The 21,009-nt window shown below is 53.1% G+C and carries 14 protein-coding genes; 4 read left to right on the top strand and 10 right to left on the bottom strand.

Translation table 11 applies throughout. The annotated features are described in order from the left end of the window. Nucleotides 1–185: 185 nt before the first annotated feature. On the top strand, nucleotides 186–1,274 hold the full coding sequence (locus tag B1748_RS12685; RefSeq protein ID WP_087568276.1) for a Gfo/Idh/MocA family protein: 1,089 nt from the start codon (nucleotides 186–188) through the stop codon (nucleotides 1,272–1,274). Nucleotides 1,275–1,378: 104 nt separating this feature from the next. Here B1748_RS12685 and B1748_RS12680 read toward each other — a convergent pair whose 3' ends face one another. The 10 genes from B1748_RS12680 to B1748_RS12635 all read right to left on the bottom strand — a co-directional run bounded on the left by B1748_RS12680 (nucleotide 1,379) and on the right by B1748_RS12635 (nucleotide 17,204). Next, entirely contained in the window at nucleotides 1,379–2,749 is a 1,371-nt protein-coding gene (locus B1748_RS12680; RefSeq protein ID WP_087568275.1) for an SH3 domain-containing protein, read from the bottom strand. Then, entirely contained in the window at nucleotides 2,736–3,281 is a 546-nt protein-coding gene (locus tag B1748_RS12675; RefSeq protein WP_256975639.1) for an RNA polymerase sigma factor, read from the bottom strand. The genes B1748_RS12680 and B1748_RS12675 overlap by 14 nt, the downstream gene beginning before the upstream one ends. Nucleotides 3,282–3,492: 211 nt before the next feature. After that, on the bottom strand, nucleotides 3,493–4,587 hold the full coding sequence (locus B1748_RS12670; RefSeq protein ID WP_087568274.1) for an NAD(P)/FAD-dependent oxidoreductase: 1,095 nt from the start codon (nucleotides 4,585–4,587) through the stop codon (nucleotides 3,493–3,495). Next, nucleotides 4,584–5,582: an ABC transporter substrate-binding protein gene (locus B1748_RS12665; RefSeq protein WP_087568273.1), complete on the bottom strand. Its 999-nt coding sequence runs from the start codon at nucleotides 5,580–5,582 to the stop codon at nucleotides 4,584–4,586. The genes B1748_RS12670 and B1748_RS12665 overlap by 4 nt, the downstream gene beginning before the upstream one ends. 109 nt (nucleotides 5,583–5,691) lie before the next feature. Further along, complete coding sequence (locus B1748_RS12660; RefSeq protein ID WP_087568272.1) at nucleotides 5,692–7,371, bottom strand: helix-turn-helix domain-containing protein; 1,680 nt, start codon at nucleotides 7,369–7,371, stop codon at nucleotides 5,692–5,694. Between the two features lie 282 nt (nucleotides 7,372–7,653). Beyond that, a complete protein-coding gene (locus B1748_RS12655; protein ID WP_087568271.1) occupies nucleotides 7,654–10,896 on the bottom strand; it encodes a DUF6259 domain-containing protein in 3,243 nt (1,080 codons plus the stop codon). Between the two features lie 41 nt (nucleotides 10,897–10,937). Continuing rightward, nucleotides 10,938–12,638 (bottom strand): extracellular solute-binding protein, encoded by a 1,701-nt coding sequence (locus B1748_RS12650; protein WP_179215559.1) that lies wholly within the window; start codon nucleotides 12,636–12,638, stop codon nucleotides 10,938–10,940. Nucleotides 12,639–12,735: 97 nt separating this feature from the next. Further along, on the bottom strand, nucleotides 12,736–14,394 hold the full coding sequence (locus B1748_RS37810; RefSeq protein WP_087568269.1) for a response regulator transcription factor: 1,659 nt from the start codon (nucleotides 14,392–14,394) through the stop codon (nucleotides 12,736–12,738). Beyond that, complete coding sequence (locus tag B1748_RS12640; protein ID WP_087568268.1) at nucleotides 14,394–16,145, bottom strand: sensor histidine kinase; 1,752 nt, start codon at nucleotides 16,143–16,145, stop codon at nucleotides 14,394–14,396. The genes B1748_RS37810 and B1748_RS12640 overlap by 1 nt, the downstream gene beginning before the upstream one ends. A 99-nt stretch (nucleotides 16,146–16,244) precedes the next feature. Then, a complete protein-coding gene (locus tag B1748_RS12635) occupies nucleotides 16,245–17,204 on the bottom strand; it encodes an alpha/beta fold hydrolase (protein WP_087568267.1) in 960 nt (319 codons plus the stop codon). Between the two features lie 143 nt (nucleotides 17,205–17,347). Between B1748_RS12635 and B1748_RS12630 the strand changes: the two genes are divergently transcribed. From B1748_RS12630 to B1748_RS12620, 3 genes are all read left to right on the top strand, one after another. After that, on the top strand, nucleotides 17,348–18,220 hold the full coding sequence (locus B1748_RS12630; protein ID WP_087568266.1) for an AraC family transcriptional regulator: 873 nt from the start codon (nucleotides 17,348–17,350) through the stop codon (nucleotides 18,218–18,220). Between the two features lie 123 nt (nucleotides 18,221–18,343). Continuing rightward, nucleotides 18,344–19,993, top strand: a complete 1,650-nt coding sequence (locus B1748_RS12625; protein ID WP_087568265.1) for an extracellular solute-binding protein — start codon at nucleotides 18,344–18,346, stop codon at nucleotides 19,991–19,993. Between the two features lie 93 nt (nucleotides 19,994–20,086). Further along, on the top strand, nucleotides 20,087–20,998 hold the full coding sequence (locus B1748_RS12620) for an ABC transporter permease (RefSeq protein WP_087568294.1): 912 nt from the start codon (nucleotides 20,087–20,089) through the stop codon (nucleotides 20,996–20,998). The last annotated feature ends 11 nt before the right edge of the window (nucleotides 20,999–21,009 follow it).

The raw sequence follows: 21,009 nt of genomic DNA, 5'->3' as shown, positions 1-21,009 counted from the left end.
TAAGTCTGGCCTATCGTTTGTATACGCAGGAGCAGAGCTCTATCAAATTTCGAGAGTGAACAGCGATGCCGATGTCGCAAACTTGCAGTAGGAGAGTGACGCAATCATCGACTACTTCGCCGCTCACCGTAATGATACGATGAGGGTAATGTCACGATTATCGAATAGGGAGATGAATGCAACACATGAGCAGAATCATTCGCATCGGCATCATCGGAAGCGGCGGCATCGCCGGAGGACATCTGCGGGCTTATCAGAATATGGAGAACGTCGAAATCGTAGGAGCTGCGGATATCGTGCCGGGGAGGGCTCGGCAATTCCTTGACGCCGCAGGCCTGACGGAAGCACAGGCATTTCAGGATCATCGCCGGCTGCTGGAGCTGGAGCTGGACGGCGTCAGCATCTGCACGCCGAACGTCTCCCACTACCAGACGACGCTCGACGCGCTCCGGGCAGGCAAGCATGTGCTGCTGGAGAAGCCGATGTCCGTCACGCTGGACGAGGCGATCGAGATGACGCAAGCATCGCAGGATACCGGCAACATGCTGACGATCGGCTTTCAGCCGCGTTACGACCCCAACATGAAGCTGATTCGTCAAGTCATTCAGGAGGGCAAGCTGGGCAAGGTGTATTACGTGGAGGTTGGCGGCGGACGCCGAAGAGGGATGCCCGGAGGCACCTTTATCCGAAAGGAGCTTGCCGGGGCGGGCGCAATGGCGGATATCGGCTGTTACTCGCTCGACTTCGCGCTGCAGGCGCTTGGTTCTCCCAAGCCGCTGACGGTGTCGGCGGTGACTTCGAACTATTTTGGCACCAATCCCGCGTACCATCCCGAAGCAAGCCGCTTCGACGTCGAGGATTTCGGCGCGGCCTTCATTCGCCTGGAGGGAGGCATGACGCTCCAGTTCAAAATCTCCTGGGCCATGCATATGGACACGCTCGGCGCATCCATGTTCCTCGGCACGGATGCGGGGCTTAAAGTAACGCCTGCCGGTCAAGGACCATGGTCGGGCGTATGGGACGGACAGGTCGGCAGCATGACGTTGTACCACGATCTGCTTGGCCAGCATACGCAGACTTCGCTTCCGCGCATCGAACATAACTTGAACGTGTTCGAGGAGAAGGTGAAGGACTTCGTCCGCGCCCTGCGCGACGGAAGCGCCGCTCCGATCCCGGCATCGGAGATTCTGTACAACCAAGCCATTATCGACGGCATCCTGCGCTCCTCGGCGGCAGGCAAGGAAGTCGATATCGAGCTGCCGAACTTGGGCTGACAGGGAGGAACGGCCATTCTCCTATTATATTGCAGAGAGAATGGCCGTCATCTTTCCCAGCGTATTAGATTATTTACAGCGAGGCACCGATTTGAATTTGCCTTCTACTGCATCGGCAGCCAAGCGACCTTCCAGATGCCTGCTTTGTTGCGCAGTAGTTGGAACCCCCGCACATCCTCCACGGTCCCGCCGAACGTTGGCCTTATCGTAATCGTCGCTTGACCTGACTCGACCTCCTCTCCCAACCGATAACCCATCATGAGCCTATCCCACAACCGCCACGTCCGCTGCGCAAGGCCTGGATCATGCGAAATGTCGTTCATATAGGTTTCAAAGTCGGGAACCCCATGCCCCTCATCTTGAATCAACAAGGCGTAAACGGATTTCTCGTCCCTGTTCAACTGAGCCTGCACGTAATAACGAAAAATTTGGATCGGGGACAATCCCCTCAGCAGATTTTCATCGCGACTTGCCGCGTACCGCTCGTAACCCTTTATTTCCTCGGAGGTCATTAGCCAATTCTCCGTCATCGCCGACAACAGCAGCCTTCGCTTCTCGTTCTCCGCAATGAAAGGATTGGGCACAAAATCCCTCCCATCGACAAAGCCCGTAATGCCATCCTCGGATCTTATCCGATAACGCCCGTTTGCCATCTTCTCTTCGACAAACACGCTGTTAAACCATGGCACCTCGATCTCTCTGCCGCTTATATCCTTGATCACAGCTCCTTGCCTCAGAACGCCTTCCATTGCCATTGCCGGATCCCAATCCATTAATTCGCTCTTCCGCAGCCATAACTCCCCCCCGTAAGGCTGATCATAAGTTACGATATCGACGCCCACCCAGTCTTGGAACTCCTTTACGACTTTGACGACTTTGCCGGGGGCGACTTCAGGACCCGACGGCTCCATCTCCTCCGGATTCACGCTCATCGTCACCGCGCTCCCGGCAAACATCAAATAAGGTTCGACGGCATCGACCGGAGCCTCATCCTTCTCCTTCGTCAAATACCACGCATTCATCCATCCCGCATTGCCATCCTGGTTCACCTTGGCGTATCCGCCCGAAATATCCAGCACCTTTAGCGGAACGCCTGTCTTTACCGTGAAAACGGCCGCTTCCTTTGTATGAGGATTCGGCGCCGTATACAAACCCGTTTCCCCCTTCGCGTAAAAATCGCCGACCATGGGTTTCGGACCTTCCGTCGGCTGGGGAATGGCTTGCGGCGTTACCGTCGGCATGGTCATAGAAGGCTTCGTTCCGAACCAACCGACAGGCTGCAAGAAGAGAACGAGCGCCAGGACGGAAGCAACAGCCAGCCCGGACGCGGCATACATCCACATACCGCTCCGGCTTCTCCATCCGCCGTCCCGCGCCATACGCCCAATCTCCTTCATGCGTTCCTCCGTAAACGTGCGTTCGCGGAACGGCCCCGCCTTCATCCGTCCATACCAATCCGGCCTATGCTCGCTCATGGACGCCGCCTCCTTCCCACATCTCCGCGGCTTTGCGCCGCGCTCTCGACAACCTTGATTTCACCGTTCCGACCGGCAATCCCGTCAGCTCGGCCATCTCCTTGAGGCTCATCTCGTATTTGGCATCCAGTACGAGGAGCTCGCGGTATTTGGCCGGAAGGGCCATGACGGTCTCCCATATTTCGTCTGCCAGCTGGTTGCCCATCGCGACAGCCTCGGCGGAGGGCTCTCTCCCCGGCCGTTCGGGTTGCCCCACCGGAATGACGCGCCTTAGAAACGCGGATCGCCGATAATTAAACGCGCAGTTCCGCGTAATCGCGAACAGCCACGTCTGCATGGACGATTCGCCCCGGTATCGATTCGGGCTTCGGAACACCTTCAGAAACGTCTCCTGCGCAATATCGTCCGCCCAATCCTTCCTTTTGGTCAGGAAATACGCATAATTCCATACTTCCTGGCCGTGTTGCCGCATCAGCTCGTTCAGATCCTCAGGCGAAAATCGTTCGACGAACCTCCAGTAATCCTGCTCCATACCGACCACCTCTACCCAATTAGACACAGGATATCGTCGTTAGGTTCCACCAAAAACGTCAAAAAGTCGTTTTTTCACCAAAAGCTTATCTCCGCAAGATGAAACGGCTATCGCCGCCCTCCTGCGAAAACTCATACATGAGTGCTATTTGCAAAAAAACAGGCCCTCCGCCTTGGCGAGGACCTGCTTTAAAAGCTGGACATAACATCCGCTATTTCCGTTTTGATTCGTTAATCAGCGCTTTATTCTTTTCGTTAAAAACGCCGTTGTGAGAAGAGACATACGCCATAGTAGAAGCCTTGGGTTCGATGTGCAGCTTGGCGCCGTTAACAGCTAGAGCCGCATCCGTAAACGCTCCCGCGATCAGGTGAAGCTTGTTGGCATACGTCGCAGAGTCGCCAGCCGCGAAGATACCGGGGATGCTCGTAGCCATACGCTCGCCGGCGACGAACTGGCTCCATTCCATCTTAAGCCCCCACTCGGTCATCGGTCCTAGATTGGCGGGATGACCATGGTTAATGATCACGGCATCCACTTCCAATTTGACCTTCTCTTCCGTAGGCTCGCCTGCCGCATCCGCCTTCGCAAGCGTCACTTCCCGAATGCTGTCTCCATCGCCATGGAGCTGGGAGATGACGTAGGGATTCATGACCGTGATGTCGGATTCCATAATGTGGCGGACGTTTTTCTCATGGCCCCCCAGCTTTTCGCGCCGATGGACCATCGTGATGCTGGCCGCAATGGATTCCAGCTCCATCGCCCAATCCACCGCCGTGTCGCTGCCTCCGGATAACAGCACCCGCTTGCCCCGAAAGCTCTCCAAGTTCATGACCGTATAATAAAGGTTCGTTATTTCGAACCGTTCGGCACCTTCTACCTCGAGCTTAGCCGGGCTAGGCACGCCATACCCTACCGCTAGAATGACCGTGCGCGTCCAATGCCGCTCGCCGCTCGTCGTCGTAAGCATCATTGTTCCGTCGTCCAAATGCTCCAAATACGCGATCTGCTGTCCTAACACGATATCAGGCTGGAACGTATTCGCTTGTTGAATCAGCTTCTCGATGAGCTCAGAGCAGCGTACGGGCGTGACGCCTCCGACGTCCCAGATCATTTTTTCCGGATAAATAAGCATTCTGCCTCCAAGCTCGTTCTGCGCTTCGATAAGCTTTGTTTTCATATCCCGCATACCGCTGTAGAAAGCCGCGTACAAGCCCGCAGGGCCACCGCCTATTATCGTTGTATCAAAGAGCTCGATGCGATCCCCTGTTATTGGGTCTACCGTCTGGCCGCTCTTAGCCGAACTCATGATTTCGCGCCTTCCGTCAGCAGTTTAACGGCTTCGTCCAGCGTCACTTGTACCGAAATAGGGTCGTAATTGAACCATATCTTTGCAGGAAGCTCATAGACCTTGCCATCCTTCACGGCGGACAGGTTTGACCAAATAGCGAGCTTCTGGGCCTCTTTATACGCCCGGTCGCCTTCTTCATCCGTAACCAGGACGAAGATGCGATCAGCCGAATAATCCGGAATATTTTCCAGAGAGATGTCCTCCGTGCTCGTAAAGTTCGGATTTTTGGCCACTTCCGCCTCAATGGCGGCCGGCATTCCGAGCTTCAGCCCCTCATAGAAGGCATGCCCTACGTCGCGTCCGCCATACACCCGGATGGAGCTGCCGAAGAATCGGATAACGGATACCGTCTCTCCCTCCGCGACATGCCCCTTCACAGCTTCTCTTGCAGCGATTGCCTTCTCTTCGTAGCCGCTAATATAGACTTCCGCCTCTTCTTTCTTGTCCAGCAGTTCGGCTACTGCGCGAAGCTTTGCCCATACATCGTCGGCGCTCCATGGAATGATGACCGTTGGCGCGATTTTGGAATAATCGACATAATCCACTTCATCGAAGTCGGTAGCAAGGATCAGATCCGGTTCCAGCGCTACGATGGCTTCCTTGTTGGGAGGGAATTGTCCAATATCCGCCGATCCCGACGTAAATTCGCTCAAATTCGGGCTTTGATCGGGCAGCAGTCGAGTAGACGTGCCCGCAGGCTTAATGCCAAGAGCGGCAAGTTCGCCTACATAATAGGTAGCCGCAATCCGCTCGGGCTGAGCTGGTATGGAGACATCTCCGTTTACGGTCGACACGACGCGCACTTCGGGTTTTGTTTCCGCCGAGGCAGTCGGACTTGGGCTTGCCGCCGATCCCGTCGCGGCCTTGTCTCCATTGGCCGGCGCATTGCCATTTCCTCCGCAGCCTCCTATAATCAACATCGCTGCTACAATGATGGACAAATACAACTTCATTTTCTTCTTCCCCCTGTTAGTCACTATGGATAATGATAATCATTATTATAGGGACGCGAGCAGCAGGCTGCTAGAGCGTATTATTAGAGGTTACTGGTCATATTGTTAACTACAATGAGCTTACACCTAAAATATCCGGAATTTTTTTCAACTGCGCTTCTATATAAATGGGATCGTAGTGTAGCCAGTCCCGATAATCCAGATAGATGAGACGATGGGATGACGCCACCTCGAATGATCGCCAATGTTCGTTGGTTTGCAGGAGATGGCTGTGTTGATCGCTGTCCGGCGACAGAATAACGACATTGACGTCGCCCGCGCATTCCGCCATTTGGCGCATCGAAATCTCCATGCTATGCAAGTTCGGCTCCCCGGTTAATTTGTTCTTTATTTGGGCGGGTGGCTCGAACCCCAGCATCTCGTAGAAAATACATCCCACATCACGTACCCCGTACAAATAACAACGGTTGTTCTCGAGCTTGAACACGCTGACCATCGTCCCGGGCGCGTACTTCCCGCTGATTTGCCGTCGCACCTCACCCGCAATGCCGTCAAGCCTCTTAATCAAAGCTTCCGCCGCTTGCTCCCGCAGAAGCAAAGAGCCGATCGCGCGCAGATGCCCCCGCCAATCCGTTCCCAGCCAAGGGATATAGATGACAGGCGCAACGCCTCTCCATCTGGCCCCCTTGTCCTCCGTATCGTACGTCAAAATAAGCTGTGGACGACTGTCGGAGAGCAGCTGTCGCTGTCCTTCGATGGAGAGCAGCGCCGGAAACCCATTGGTTTCTTTGCGAACGTCGGGCGATGGCGCATCCATTCCCTGTCCAAATCGGGCCGCGACCGGCATGACGCCCAGCGCCAGCAGATGATGCGTGTACGGATACTGCAGCGAGGCGATCCTCTCCGGTACGAAGGACGTACGGAACAGCGAAGGACCGACTCCCATTAATCCCTTAAAACGTTTACTCATGTACCAGGAGTCGCGAAATCCCGATGCAAGAGCCACTTCCGTCAGATCGCCTCTATTCTCCCTGCCCAGTAGAAGCAGCTCCGCTGCCCGATGCGCACGCAGACGCTCCAAATAGACGGAGGGCTGAACACCAATCATTTTTTTGAAAAGGATGGAGAAATAGGCGTCGGCCACGCCTGCCATGCGAGCGAGCTGCTCTCTCGTCAAAGGCTCCCCGTAGTGATCCTCCATATAATGCGCAACGCTCATAACGGATTGCTCCGTCGTCGGCTGCACAATGGAGGCGTTGCGGCGCATGCCCTCGCCATGCCACCACACCATCATTTGCTGCACGAGCATGTGGGCGACAAGGATCTGCTGCGGATTGTCCGCCTGCATATGCATGGCGTAATAGAGCCGTTCGGCCAGAGGCGCAAGCTCGTCGGCTTGAGCGGCAAAAACAATCTCGCCTTCCGGCAGCCAGGAGGCCCCCTCAGACGACATGTGACTTACGGCGCTTAAACTCGTCAGCACGTTTGCATTCTCATGGATTTCAAGCTCCAGAAACTCCATCCAATAAAGCTTCCACTCGCCTTTCGAAAGCTCCGGCTGCAAGACGATCCCCTCCGAAGCCGATCCCGCAGCGCCAACAAGCGCACTGCCTGGCACCAACCTCGTAAAGGCATCCCCTTCGGCGCTCGCGTGGACATGTCCCGAGCCGGCGATGCCCAACAGCATCCAGGGAAAACGCGACTGCAATTTCCGCTGAATGGGCTCGCGGCTGACAGTAAGATGTGTGATGGATCGAAATGCGTAGATCAGGTTCACGCTCGTGTCCATGTCCTCAGCTCCTTCTTCCTTGCCGCTTAGTGAATTTCCAAGTCCATTATACGCCCCCGAAAGCCGAAAATCCTAGCGTAAAAGGTGAAGGTCGAGGCTCCCCCTGCCTTGCCGGCGCCTTGCTCCACGCAAATAACGGCGAGCCGCAATCGCGGCCCGCCGTCCCCAGTTCGGTAATTCGGCCCGCTGGGCGAGCCGAAATGCTTAATCCTGTACTACGCGACTGTCTGGGGCAAGGCTTCAACGGTGGGCATCGGCCACTTCCTCATTCGTATTGACGAATTAGTCGGCAATTAGCTTCGGCTCGCCCCAGAATGCCCAGTCATAACCGTAGTCGCCCAAGGAGTCCGTAATCAAGGTCAGAACGACACTCTCACCTGCATAATCGGCCAAAGAAATATGGAACGGCTCCCAAGCCGCGCCCGGCATTATGTCTTCCGACCATACGATGTTCCCGTTTACCGCAATACGGAATCCGACGCCTCCGGAGTCGTCCGCTCCATCCTTGATCCCGGCAAACCCGGTGAGCGCCGAATCTGTACCGACGGGCAATCGTAGGGCGTATTCCACATGCGTCTGACCTCGCTGAGGCGGATGCGCGTCCAGTCCCTGCTTCGTAACATTGTTGACGGAGCCGGTTCCTGCAAACCCTCCGAAGGGAGCCTGCGCCAATCCTTCGATGCCATTGTCGAACCACAGACTTGTGTCGAATGGAGCGCTATCCAGCGAAAACGGAAGCACCGCCGGCGTCAAGGTGTCATAAATCAGATAGACCGTATCCGATGCCGGCGCCGTTATCGCGAATTTGCCGCTGCCCAGGTCGGAGAGCCCCGCTTGGCCTGACACCGATTTTATTTCCGCCACTGCCTGAGGGCTCACGATCTCCAGCTCTACCATTCGCGCTTGTTCGCCAGCCGGCTCCAGCACAACTCGGGGCTCCACCCATACGGCGGAATCATTATCAACGGTTGCTCCCGGATGCGTCTCCAGCCTGACGGTTACGGTCGTGCCGGCGAATGCAGACAGATCAAGCTCCATAGGGGCTGCAGTTGCGCTTCTGCTGAATTGCTCTTCGCTCAGAACGACGCGCGTCTCGGGTTCAGCCGTCTTTTCCCAAGCGAGAGCCTTAAACGTCACTCCGTCGCTGTGCAACACATTTTGCTCGGATCCGAGTTGTACGCCGACCCGGAAGCTTGCCGCCACATCGGCCGGAATGTCCACATCGAACTCCAGCCAGGTGTGGCCTTCTTGCCACTGTCCCATATAAGGCGGATGAGCCAGCATGCGATCTCCCCAATGCTGCACCGTGCCGCCTCCCGCAAATGCATAGGAAAAGCCGTTCGTGGAGGAGAAGGACGCATCGGTCTGATGGATGGTGTCATCGCCCATCGTTTCGCCTGCGCGGATCGGTCCGGAATAGTTCAGGAAGTTGATTTCGCTCCCCTGAAGCAGGTCCTCCATACGAATCACGGCATGGTTTGTCCGGAGCGCCAATCGCTTGAGGCTTACATTCTCCGGCCAGTCATAAATATGAAAAGCGTTCAAATCGCGAGGTTCGCTGTTGTACAGATACGTTTGACCGGGGTTTAGCCCGTACAGTCTCGTATCGTCATACAAACGCCAGCCCGGAATGGTTCCCGACAGTTCATAGGCTGCAGAACCGTATAAATAACGTACAATATTGGTCCCTTGCCACGGGAAACCCGATGAACGAACATGCAGTTTCTCGCCAAAAGAATCTCTCACATATTGCGCAGTCTTACCGTCCTCTGTACGGAAGGCAAACAGCGTACTGCCCGTCCAGCCTGTAAAGCTCGCTTCAGGCCTTGCATCCTGATACCAATTGGCCTCCGCGAACAACTGCTCCATGAGCGGAGTCGGATTCGCCACCTGCCCGTAGTTGGGTCTTGATAACATCGGAATAGCCCCCAGCCTGTTCTGAACCACTTTATGCCAGGCCATATAATACTCCTCCGTCATCGGATTGGCATGATCGGGATGTCCGTAAATCGTCGTATACGGCGCAAAGATGGCTGAGCTTGCAGGGACGACCTGATCGATCTTGCTGTTGTCCCAAGTGCCCGTACCGGAAAAGATGCCATACGCATGCCGTTGGGCAAAGGACTCGTAGCGCGTTGTAATTTCATTCAGGCTTTCTCCGCCCAATGCGATATGCGCCGGGAGCGCCTGCCGCAGCTCGCGATGCAGCGCGAGATTGCCTTGCATCATATTTTTGCCATCAATAAGACCGTTCGCGTCATTGTACATAAGCAGGGATTGGTCCAAATGAATGGCGTCGGGACCGACTTCATCCACCAGATCCGCCATCTTGTCCACAAACATCTCGCGCCAGGCTTCCGCCGCCGGATTGATGACGGCAAACGCAATCTGCTCCGAACCCGCCGAATACTCCCATTTCTTCGGCGTCAGCGTATAGGGGTCCTTGACCTGATAGGCTTGCAAGGCCGCATATGCCGGGTTGTCGAGCGACACGCCGAATATATTTACATACAGCATAACCTTGAAACCAAGCGCCTGCGCCGCTTGCACCTTATCTGCTATATCTCCCTTGGGCTCGTAATTCGGGAAGTTGACGTCATAGGGGTCCTCGCGCCATCCGGGCACCACCAACAAAGTCTGATCCGCTTTTACCTTCTGGGCCAACTGATCCAGCAGATCCGGATCTTCCAGATCGGTCAGCACAGTAAAGCGAATATCGTCGGCCCATTCCGGCTCCAGCGCGGAAAGCTCGGACAAACGGAAGGTTTGATCCGCCCACTCGCGGTACATCAGCGCTCCGTTGGTCCAATCCCCGGCATAAGCTTTCAGCCGCCAGTCGGTGGACACTGCCGTTTTGGTCTGCTGGAACGGCGCCGGTGTATGCGTTTCCAATCCGATATAGAAATAGCCATTCTCATGTTTGACATGCAAGGTTTTGAAAAACATGGCATCGTCATTGGCATGCACAAGCATGCCTCCGCCCTCGCCTTGAATCAACAGCATTTGCGCTTCCCAGACATCCGGATAGGCAAATTGGCGGAACCCGTAAGCGGCATCGGGAGATTCCGCCGTCAAGCGAATGCCCCCAAGAACGGGAAGGATGAGATCATTGGTATCCGGCACGATTAATCCCCATTGGATGCCCGAAATTCCCTCCGCCGCGGACTCTGCATACTGGCTAATCGTCAGCGTTCCGTCATATTTGCGGGCCACCGTCGTCTCCAATTCGGCTTTCGCAGAGCCGTCGCCCCATTCGTGCTCAACAGTGGCATGCCCTTTTTTGCCCGTCACGACGGAGTCAGCGACGTTATTCCACAATCCATCGAGGGAAAGATGACGAATGCCGGTCAGCTCGCCGTTTTCACCATAAGCCAATTGGGCGTTTCCGTAAGTAAAATCAATGTTGCCCGTTGCGGAATTAAATCCGACACGCTGGCCTTCAGCCGCAGCCCTGCCCGGAGCCCATTGACACAGAAGCAATACAGCCAGGCCGGCCAGCCACATTTTTTTGCTTGCCGCTCTCATAACACGACCCCTTTCGCCTCTTGATCGGCCCTTCCTTCCTCTTATTGCTGAGCCGATAACCAATCATTAATTTCATGCAAGATCGTTTCCCCGCCAAGCTTATGCCAGTCTGAAACAAACACATCGAATTCATCGATGGATGCGGCGCCCATAATGATTTTTGCAAAAGTTTCCCTTTCCATCTTGTCAAGCGTTGCCCACTTGTCGATCATCGTTGGCGTCTGTCCGCCAAAAGCCGTCATGAGCAGACGATCGCCCGTATAATGATCCATCGTCGTCACAAATCCGAAATATTGATGCGCCACCGCCCAGCTATCGATGCTGCCGGTCTTCAAGTAGTTTACGGTAGGCCCGTATTTGTCGCTCTCCGTCAGCGTATCCCCAAGCAAGCTTTCATCCTCGTTTTCTATAGCGCGCCGCAGCAGCTCCAACGATTCCAGCACGCCTTCATTGGACACGCCGGATTGCACAAGGGACAAACGGGATGTATTGATTCGCTCGCCGTTCTCTTCCACCGTAATAAACTCGCCTTCGTCTCTCCGCGAACCGTGAACAACCTCCTCGTGCAAGTTGAGCATCTTGACGACTGCTTCGGGATGCGCAAAACCTTTGCGCACAACGATATAACCGCTTGCGGAAAAGCTTGCGCTGGCTCTGGTCGGCGTTCCGTCCACGGATGGAACCGGGTACGGCTTCCACTCCATGTCCGGATTTTTTTTTACGGCGTCGATAAACACATAGGGATTCCAGTTCGCGCCAAAAGCCATGCCAATTCGGTTAGCGGCGATGTCCTCCGCCACTTTATTGCTGTCTTTGACGCCGAAGTCGCGATCAAGCTGACCGTCCCTGTACATCTCGCGCAGCTTGGCCAGCGCATCCTTCATTTCCGGCTGAACCGAACCGTATACAATTTCTCCGGTTGCAGCTTTAAGCCATATTTGGGGATAAGCATGGTAAGCATTAAAAAAACCGGTCGTCGATACAATCGGACCGTACAAATAATTGCCGACCCCAAGTCCGTATGTATCCTGCTTCTGGTTTCCATCGGGGTCCCGTTCTGTAAATGCTTTGGCGATTTCGAGTACATCATCCAGCGTCTCCGGCTCGGGCAAACCCAGCTTATCCAGCCAATCCGTCCGCACCCACAGCAGATTCGACTCATAGATCGGAGCATTTACAACCGGAATGGCAAGCAGCTTGCCATTAAACGTCGCCGAAGCGAGCGCCGCTCCTCCATCGCCCATCTGCAGCTTCTTCGTATGATCGGAGGCGTATTTCTCGTAAGCGTCCGTCAGATCCTCCAATTGTCCGCCGTCTGCAAGCTGCTTGAGTTGACTCGATGATACCGAGAATACATCCGGCAAATCTCCGGAGGCAATCGCTACGTTCAGCCTGCGGTTGTATTCCCCTAATAACGCAGTCCAGTCATGCACAACCTGGATGCCAAGCAAGCTTTCATATTCCCGATACCAAATGTTGTTGTCGATGCTGTCGCCTTCCGGGTAAGTCCAGGTCTGATCAACCGAACGCGCAACACGAACCTTGACCGGCGGATCGTATTTCTCGAAGGGGTTGGCACTGACAGCGGCCTCCTCGTCCACAGCGGATTGCTCCTCCTTCGTCGCGTTCCCTCTGTTCCCTATTGTGTTGCCTGTGTCAGTATTCGTCGCTTTGTCGCAGGCTGTCAGCAGCAGCGACACCGCGATGCAGGCTGCCAGCACGGAGAAACATTTTATATTCATTTCCATCACCTCTGACATGTGGATATACAGATGCGCGGCCCGTGCTGCCCGAATTTATTATAAAATTGTTTTGCCCGGCCGCTCTACTTGCCATTTTTCATTTTTCATTATCCTTTTTGGATACGCTTTGCCGTTCCCGATATTCCTGAGGCGTCAGTCCCGTAGCCTTCTTGAAAAAGCGGTAAAAGGAATGTTCCGTCATAAATCCAATCGATTTCGAAATATCCTGCACGATGACGTCCCCTTGCTCCAGCAGCTTCCGGGCTTTGGCCAATCTGACTGACGCGATAAAGTCGGTCAACGCTTCATTTGTGATTCGCCGGTAAAGCTTGGTCAAGTAATAGGGGTTGTAGCCCACAACTTCGCCGATTCGCGTCAATGACAAATCGCCTGCCAAATTATGCTCCACGTAAAGCCGAATATGTTTGACGAGGTCGTCTTCACTGTAGATATGGTCGTTGTGCTTCTGCTCGAACAGGCATTCGGCCAATTGCGACAAATAACTTAACGCTTCGTGCCAGGAACTGTGGGCATCATATTTAACCAATTTGGCCAAATCGATCATACGCCCGATTACTTTATGCAGCTCCCAACGATTCATGTAGGATAGAAACAGCGTTGCCGTGGAGTAGTAGATTTCCAGCTTCAACGTATCGTCCTGATTGGCAGCGGCAGGCAATGCCGCCAATTTATCGAATTCGATCATAAAATGCTCTTTCTGACCATTTTCCAAATAAGCCGCCATTGCCGGCAGCTTGCCAAGCTGACTGCGTACCTGATGGAATTGCACCTCTACCTTGTCCATCCTTGCGCGGCGGTCATCGAGCAATATTAATTCTTTGCCCATGCCAAGCCCTCGGCCAAGCAATTGCGTCAAAGCGCTGAACTGCTCCGCAACCTGATCCCATGGAAGAAATGACGCGCTTGCCGCCAGCGATACGCTAAGCTTAAGCGTCTGCCGACAGGAAATCTGTACGGTCTCCATCGTTCTGTGCATATGACGCAGTGCCGATTCAATGGAAATGTCGTTCTCTCCCGAAGGTTGCAATAACCATAGCAGTTTGTTTCTCTCGAATCTTACGGTCAGGCATCTGGCCGACGCCGTCCATAACTCCTCCGCTATGTTCTGGATCGCATACAACATCAGCTCCCGGTCGGATACGCCAAGCTTGTCGCGCCAGTCATCCACGCGCCCCATAACCAGCAGCACGTCTTGCCGGGCGTCAAGCGGGCACTCCCATTGCGCAAACTTGTCCGGCATGCCGCGAAGCGATTGCCTGTCTCCTTGCAAAACCTCAAGCAAATAATCATTGATCAAAAGCGGTCTTGCCATACGCATCTGGTTTTCCGCTCTCTGAATAAACGCTTTGGATTCCCCAGCCGCATACAATTGTGCGGAAGCCTTCTCTACAGCGCGAAGGATGGCGTCCGGCCCCTCCATCTTGAGCAGATACTCGACTCCGCCATTGCGCATGACCTGCTGAATATATTGAAATTCATCGTAACCGCTCAGAAAAATGATTTTACACCAGGGCCATTGCCTGACTATTTCTTTCTGAAGCTCCAATCCATCCAAACCAGGCATACGAATGTCGGACAACACGATATCAAACTTCATTCTCTCCAGCATTTCAAGCGCTTCTTGTCCCGAATAAACGCCAAAAGCCTCGATTTCAAGCTCGTCCGACTGCCTGAACAGATCCAGCAGACTTTCTACAATGAGCCGTTCATTATCGACAATAAGCAATCTGATCATCACTCTTCACCTTCTTCTCTTCGAATCGTCAATCGCGCTTGAAACCCTCCAAGCTCGCTCCTCGAAACCTGCAAACCGCAATCCTCGCCGAATTTCAATTGCAGTCTGCGATGCACGTTCAATAGGCCTGTGGTCTCCATCGCTCGATCGGCGGCGGCAATTGCTTTGCGCATTTCTTCCAGCCGGCTGTCACCCAGCTCTTCTCCATTATCATCCACTTCGATCATGAGCCGATTTCCTTCGACTTCCCGGAAACGAAGAGTCAGAAGGCCGTCGGCTTGTTTGTTCTCCAGGCCGTACTGGTAGGCATTTTCGATTAAAGGCTGGACAATCAATCGCGGCACCATGACCGACTCCCAGGCAATGGGCACATCCTCCAGCTCGACGAGCACCGTGTCGGAGAATCTTATTTTTTGAATTTCCACATAAGCCCGGGCATGTTTCATTTCCGAAGCAAGCGTGACGTTCTCCGCGCCGCTCCTCGTAATAAACTGAAAGTAACTGCCGAGATGATGAAACATTTTATCCGCCAAATCATGTTCCCTCATCTGCACCAGACCCTGCAAAATAAAAAAGCTGTTATAAAAAAAATGCGGATTGATTTGCGATTGCAACTGCTTAAGCTCGGACTGCTGGGAACGAATCCGCTGCTCGTACACCTCGTGAATCAGCGATTGAATCTGGCCCAGCATCGCGTTGAACTGATTGTATACGTAATGAAATTCATCCCGGTTGACGTGATAGACTCTCACGCCGAGATCGCCTTTCTCGACTTTGCGGAATGATCCGATCAACCTTTTGATCGGTTTGTGTATCAGTTGATGAATCCAATAGGAGAACACAATGACAAGCAGCAAGGCGATCACCGATACAATCCCGATCCAGTTGCGATGTTCGCTGAGCGGCTGCATGACCGTCTTCGCCGGGGTAAACACAGCAAGCGTCGCCCCCAGCGCCGGTGAATACTCATGCGCCGTGAAATAGGCTACACCGCCGGAAACCATTTGAAGTTGCCCTCTTTGCGGCCATTCGTTGCCTTCATACGATCCCAGGCCGTCCGCCAGCAGCTCCAGCAGCTCGCTATCGGTATTTGTCGAAACCTGCCATCGTCCGCTGGCATCAATCCAGGCCACTCCTCCCTGCCCGCCCTCCGACATGCTGGACAACGTCCGAACGATCTCGGCACGCGACAATTCGATCTCCATCGCCAACACCGGGGCGCGATCCGCGTAGACGGAATCGGGATATGCGCCGCTCATCAGCAGCCGGCCCTGTATCCCGAATAACGCTGATCGCATTCGCTCCGAATCGGTAATCGCCTCCAGCTCACCTTCGGTAATCTGATAATCAAAGTTGTTGGCATTAATGCTTCTGTTCAACGCCGGTATATAGAGCGTGACATTTTCTACGAACGGACTTGAGCTTTTTAGCAAATAGAGCTTGTTTTTGATGGACAAAATGGCCTGCGTCCGCTCAAAGTCGTCCAGCCGCTCAGGCGTGTTGGCAAGCGACAGCAAATCGTCATCATTAAGATATTCCCACTTTAGACGAGTAAGCCGGGCGAGCTCCGTCTCCAGGGAAACCGTATAAAAGTGTACACGGGACGCCATGGAATCGGAAATTTGCGTCTGTACGATGTCTTGCCCGGAACGATTCATCATCAGGCTGGAAATGTAAATCGGCACAATAACCAGCAAAAAGGACAAAACCAGCTTTGGATAAATCGTAAGCGATTTCAAAAAATCAGGCATGCGGCACCTTCCCTCATACAACTTGACCCTGCATAGGCTAAAGCATACACCGCCTTGCTCCGAGAGGACAACAAAAAGAGAGGCCCTAAGCCTCCCCTATTACATTTCCAACAAAAACTGTATCGTTTTGTCTTCGAAAGCCGGCAATCTCTCGTGAACAAAGTCAGGATAAATCTCCATTCGTTTCTCGGAGCCAATGGCATTGTAAGCGGCAAATTGCGTCGACGGCGGACAGACGGTGTCCAGCAATCCGACTCCCATCATCACTTTGCCTCGAATACGCGGCGCAAGATGTCTCACATCGATATATCCAAGCTTCTCGAAAATTTCGGTTTCGCGCAAATGCTGGGGATCGTGATGGCGGAAAAACGTTCTCAGCTCTTCGTATGCATCCCGCGCCAGATCCATCTCCCACACTCTTCTGTAATCGCAGAGAAAAGGAACGCTGGGTGCGGCACGATTAACGCGGGGTTCCAGAGCCGCGCATGCCAGGGCAAGTCCTCCCCCTTGCGAACCGCCGATCGCAGCCACGCGTTCGGCGTCGACCTCGGGCATATTCATGACAATGCCGGCCAGCTGCGCCGTATCCAGAAAAATTTGGCGAAACAGCAGCCGATCGGGATGATCGTCCAGACCTCGTATAATATGACCTTTATGCGTCGTGCCTTTGATGCCGCCCGTATCCTCGGAATTTCCCCCTTGACCCCGGCAGTCCATTGCCACCACGGTAAAGCCCACTGACGCATAAATCAGCTTATCCGCCCAATCCGCCGAATGATGCGCATAACCATGGAATTGCAAGACTGCAGGATGCGGCTTCCGGGCATGAAGCGATCGTACCAGCTTCGCATGGATGCGTGCTCCTCCCGTCCCGTTAAAGTATAGATGGAAACACTCGGCATACGGAACCTGAAATTCGCTCCGGACAAGCTCGACTTGCGGATCTGTTTCTTGCATCGCTGTAAGCGCCCGTTCCCAATATTCGTCAAAATCGTCCGGACGCGGATTGCTCCCGGTGTATTGTTTCAATTGATCGAGCGGCATGTCGACCAGCGGCATGGGTATGCACCTCCAAAACAAATGATTGCGGATCGAAGCCCGACATATAGTACAATATTTGCATCAAATTTGATTTACATTGAATCTAAAACATTTCCGCTATCGTGACAATAGCAAAATATTGAACGGGAGGTAGTATTATTTTGCTTAAAACCAATTATGATTTTCGGTATAACGATCAGAACAACCCGTTGATGGCCATTCGATCGATCGGCTGGGAAAGCACGGCCAGCGAAACTTATCGCTGGGACGGCATGGCAAGGGACGACAAATTTGTGCTGTTCCAATATACCTTGGCTGGCGAAGGGCATCTGATCTATCATGGCCGTCATTACACGGTGCCGAAACATCACGGCTTCTTCCTGCACATCCCCGATTCGCATTGTTATTATTACAACTCTGCTTCCAAAACGCCATGGGAATATATATTTCTGGTCGCAAGCGGCACGCATGTTTTTCCGCTCTGGCATGATCTGATGGCAAAAGCGGGCCCCGTCGTCAGCTTCAAACCCCAGGCTCGTCCCATCTCCATGCTGTGGGATATGATGCAAACTGCCGGCGACAACGGATTAAGGGACAAATACGAAATCTCGCTTTCTTTATACGATTGGATTCTGTCCTGCTTGCGGCTAATGGACGGCATGCCCGACGCCGGCAAACCGCTCCCCGAATCCATTCAACGCGCCTTGCAGCTCATGGAGACTCAGTACCACCGCTTGCTTACCCTCGATGAAATTGCGGCAGCCGCCGGCGTTAACAAACATCATTGTTGCCGATTGTTCGCCAAACATATCGGCGCAACGCCGATTCATCAGTTGACGAAAATCCGTATCGCCGAAGCTTGCCGACTGCTGCGACAGACAGATGAAACCGTGGTCGCCATCGCGACATCCACCGGATTTGACAACAGCAGTTATTTCGGAAAAGTATTCCGCAAATTGGTCGGCGCGTCTCCTCAGCAGTTCAGGGAGCAAGACGGAAACCTCATCTCCGACAATCAATTATTCGTAAATTAGAACTTAAAAATATCCAAATTGGATAATCGAATGTTCAAATCGGACTCTAGCAGCGCGTTTCGCCAGTTGTTATTCTTGGCATGTCAAGGGATATCAAGAATAACTTAAGGGGGAAACAACGCTATGAAAAAACAGGCAGCAATCGTTTTGGGTTCGATTCTTCTGTTGATGTCGGCTTGCAGCTCACAGCCAAATTCAACCGCTCCGGAAACCGCCAGCCCGGGACCGTCAGAGTCCGACAGTGTCGCACCGGAGAAGAAGATTGATTTAAAGGTAGGACGTTATTCATTGCCTACATGGGGTTATCCGGAAGGAGACGACTTCGCCAATAATATCTGGTACCGACATTATGCCGACAAATTCGGTCTCAATGTTACGCATGAATGGACGTCCTTGCAAAGCGAGTATAACGAGAAGCTGAACATCGTCATCGCCTCCGGCTCCATTCCCGACATGCTGATGGAAATTTCAACCAATCAGCTGGAGACGTTGGTAGAAGCCGATATGGCGGCCGATTTGACCGATGTATTTAACGAACACGCCTCTGATTTGACCAAAGAAATTTTGTACGGAGATGGCGGCTTGGGCATGAATTCCGCTACCTTCGATGGCAAGCTTATGGCATTGCCTTATATGACCTCGGTGATTTACGAGCCCAGCTTGTTATGGGTACGGCAGGATTGGCTCGACAATCTGAATTTGCCGGTGCCTCAAACGATCGACGATGTAATGGCCGTGGCCATAGCCTTCAAAGAACAAGATCCGGACAAAAACGGCAAAAATGACACTGGCGGATTGGCATTCAGCAACTGGCTGTTCGACGGCATTACGTCCCTGACCGGATTCTTCAACGGTTATCACGCTTATCCCCAAACATGGCTAAAAGGCGATGACGGAAAAATCACGTACGGCAGCATTCAGCCGGAAATGAAAAATGCAATCGCAAAATTAAGCGAAATGTATAAAGCCGGACTGCTGGACCCTGAGTTCGGCATGAAGGACACGCCGAAAGTAGTGGAGGAAGTGACCGGCGGCAAATACGGCATCACCTACGGACGCAACTGGAATGTGTACATGTACGGCGCGGGCCTCGAAGGCCAGCCGGATATGATCTGGACGCCGCTTGTCGCCCCGAGCGCCGACGGCAAAGATGTGTTTGCCAATGTAGGCACCACTGTAGTCAGTTATTATGTCGTCAACAAAAACTACGAACATCCGGAAATCCTGATTCAATTGTTGAACGAATACAACGAAATGGCTTACGGTCCAAAACGCAATGATCCCGAAGTGAAAAAATTCTTTGCTTTCGAAGACGGGCAAACGATTGTAGAACAAGGTCACTTGTCGCTTGTTCGTACCCTGACGACCGATGAGGCTACCTTGAAGTCGTTGGAATACGTCATTGAGGCCATTGAAAAACGCGATCCTAGCAAACTGGACGAAGCGCTGACCGAAACGGGGAAATACGAGCCAAGCGTCGCTTATCTGGACGGCAAGGGCACCGGCTACATGGAGTACCATCAAGTCAAGGGCTTCCAGACGACGATCGAACATTACGGTACGGATCGGCTGATCCCGCAAGCCTATAGCGGAACTACGGACACCATGAGAGACAAGATGGGCATTCTGGGCGATTATGAGCGCGAAATGTTCACGAAACTAATTATGGGCGCGGAACCGATCGATGCATTCGACACTTTTGTTGCCGAGTGGAAAAAACAGGGCGGAGAGCAGATCCTGAATGAGATAAATGCCGTAGCAAAATCGAATTAACAGCAAAGCCAAGTCGGCCTTCTTCGTTGCAAGGAGGCCGGCTTTCGATGAAAGAGGTGACATCTTGTGAAAACATCGTCAGATACAGCGCGAATGCCTGTGCTCGCTCGTTTGAGGATGCGGTTTAAGCGCGAACTGCCGTATCATCTTTTTTTAATTCCGGGCATTATTTTGGCTATTTTATTTTGTTATATTCCCATGATCGGAATCGTAATGGCCTTTCAGAAATTCACCGTGTTTAAAGGGTGGTTTGACGCACCCTGGGTGGGATTGGCCAATTTCAAATATGTCATATCCATGCCCCGCTTCGGGCAAGTCATGTTTAATACGGTATACATTTCCGTACTGAAAATCATCTTCTCCTTGCTCGTGCCCATCATCGTGGCGTTGTTGCTGAACGAAATGCGAAGCCGCAAGATGAAGCGTGTCCTCCAGACGGCCATGTATTTGCCCCACTTTCTTTCCTGGATTATTTTGGGCGGCATTATTCTGGATATTCTCAGCCTCGAGGGCGTCGTTAACAGTATCATTAGCGCTTTCGGAGGACAGCCGATCGGCTTCCTGTCCAGCAACACTCTTTTTCCCGGCGTGCTGATTACGACGGAAGTGTGGAAAAGCTTCGGGTTTAATACGATTATTTATATGGCTGCCTTGACCTCTATCAACCCGGATTTGTACGAAGCGGCCGAGATCGATGGCGCCAGCCGGTGGAGGCAAATCTGGCATGTAACGTTGCCCGGCATTCGTCCCACCATCATTTTATTGGCCACCCTCAGCCTCGGCAACGTGCTGAACGCAGGGTTTGAACAAGTGTTTATTTTGCTGAATCCACTGGTCATGGACTCCGGCGATATATTGGATACGCTGGTCTACCGACTTGCCTTCAATCAGGCCCAATACAGCGTAGCTACGGCGGTAGGTCTATTTAAATCGATCGTATCCGGCGTGCTTATTGCGGTGTCCTATTATCTCGCCTATAAGCTTGCCGATTATCGCATTTTCTGAGCAGGAGGATC

The sequence above is a fragment of the Paenibacillus sp. MY03 genome (assembly GCF_002165585.1).
GTDB classification, from domain to species: Bacteria; Bacillota; Bacilli; order Paenibacillales; family Paenibacillaceae; genus Pristimantibacillus; species Pristimantibacillus agaridevorans.
The sequence above is the reverse complement of the archived record's forward strand: the minus strand, read 5'-3'. Positions and strand labels throughout refer to the sequence as shown.

Bases quoted from the DNA above. Each gene is read 5' to 3' on its own strand.
- B1748_RS12685 (WP_087568276.1), top strand. From the start codon at position 186: ATGAGCAGAATCATTCGCATCGGCATCATCGGAAGCGGCGGCATCGCC.
- B1748_RS12680 (WP_087568275.1), bottom strand. From the start codon at position 2,749: ATGAGCGAGCATAGGCCGGATTGGTATGGACGGATGAAGGCGGGGCCG.
- B1748_RS12675 (WP_256975639.1), bottom strand. From the start codon at position 3,281: ATGGAGCAGGATTACTGGAGGTTCGTCGAACGATTTTCGCCTGAGGAT.
- B1748_RS12670 (WP_087568274.1), bottom strand. From the start codon at position 4,587: ATGAGTTCGGCTAAGAGCGGCCAGACGGTAGACCCAATAACAGGGGAT.
- B1748_RS12665 (WP_087568273.1), bottom strand. From the start codon at position 5,582: ATGAAGTTGTATTTGTCCATCATTGTAGCAGCGATGTTGATTATAGGA.
- B1748_RS12660 (WP_087568272.1), bottom strand. From the start codon at position 7,371: ATGGACACGAGCGTGAACCTGATCTACGCATTTCGATCCATCACACAT.
- B1748_RS12655 (WP_087568271.1), bottom strand. From the start codon at position 10,896: ATGAGAGCGGCAAGCAAAAAAATGTGGCTGGCCGGCCTGGCTGTATTG.
- B1748_RS12650 (WP_179215559.1), bottom strand. From the start codon at position 12,638: ATGAATATAAAATGTTTCTCCGTGCTGGCAGCCTGCATCGCGGTGTCG.
- B1748_RS37810 (WP_087568269.1), bottom strand. From the start codon at position 14,394: ATGATCAGATTGCTTATTGTCGATAATGAACGGCTCATTGTAGAAAGT.
- B1748_RS12640 (WP_087568268.1), bottom strand. From the start codon at position 16,145: ATGCCTGATTTTTTGAAATCGCTTACGATTTATCCAAAGCTGGTTTTG.
- B1748_RS12635 (WP_087568267.1), bottom strand. From the start codon at position 17,204: ATGCCGCTGGTCGACATGCCGCTCGATCAATTGAAACAATACACCGGG.
- B1748_RS12625 (WP_087568265.1), top strand. From the start codon at position 18,344: ATGAAAAAACAGGCAGCAATCGTTTTGGGTTCGATTCTTCTGTTGATG.
- B1748_RS12620 (WP_087568294.1), top strand. From the start codon at position 20,087: ATGCCTGTGCTCGCTCGTTTGAGGATGCGGTTTAAGCGCGAACTGCCG.